Source organism: Psychrobacter sp. T6-1, from assembly GCF_052258445.1.
Window position 1 is genome coordinate 1 of sequence record NZ_JBQQFC010000592.1, and the last position, 924, is coordinate 924.

1 protein-coding gene is annotated in these 924 nt (G+C 45.7%); it reads left to right on the forward strand.

The window, feature by feature from the left end; translation table 11 throughout:
• Window positions 1–172 precede the first annotated feature (172 nt).
• On the forward strand, window positions 173–924 hold a 752-nt coding region (locus tag ACTXGO_RS14800; RefSeq protein WP_443575058.1), incomplete at its 3' end, for an IclR family transcriptional regulator.

The following is a 924-nucleotide window of genomic DNA, read 5'->3' on the forward strand; positions in this document are numbered from 1 at the left end:
CATGTCGTGCTCCTTGACGTGCGGTTTGGTTGAATCGCTCAATCTTGTCAAACAAATTAAATACTATACTTGACGTTGAAGTTTCACTGTGCGAAACTAAGTTTCATAATGTAAAACTATTAAAGCAGAAATAATTTGACTTGTAAATACTTAATTTAAGTTTGGGAACACTATGACTAAAAGTACAATGGCAAATGTCTCCTTGTTGTCGCGCACTACGGATCTACTTAAGCAAAGTAAAGTCGATGAAGACCGACAATTCGTCGCCGCTTTGGGTCGCGGATTAGCTCTATTAGCAGCTTTCGAAAACGATGAAGTATTGAGCCATCAGCAACTGTGTCAGATGAGCGGACTACCTAAGGCCACGGTTACTCGTCTAATTCATACCTTAACCGCGCTTGGGTTTTTGCGTACCACGCCGCATGGTCATTATCAGCTTGGTAGCAGCGCGGTACGTCTGAGCGCATCGGCATGGAGTCGTCATGATATGGTAGCAATCGCTGAGCCTTTACTGCGCCAGTTCGCCATTGACCATGAAGTATCAGTCAATCTAGCGACAGAGGTTGAAGGCGAGATGCGTTACTTGGCGTGTCATCGTAGCCCCGCGCGCCTGTCGGTCAATCTACAAGTGGGCTCTGCTGTCCCCATTGATAAAACCGCTATCGGACGCGCTTTTTATGCAGTCAGTACGCCAACTCGGCAAAGTGTTATTGATAGTAAGTTGCAAGATCAGCTAAATAAAGAACACTATCAGCAAGCACAAAGTATGTTAATTAAGGCGACGAAATTCTACGAGGCAAACGGCTATACCCTATCAGACGGTGAGTTCTCGCCCGATATCTTGGCAGTAGCCGTTGGCGTATTCGATACCACTACAAGTCATTATGGCTATTCTCTCAATGCTAGCGTGCCAAGGGCGAATTG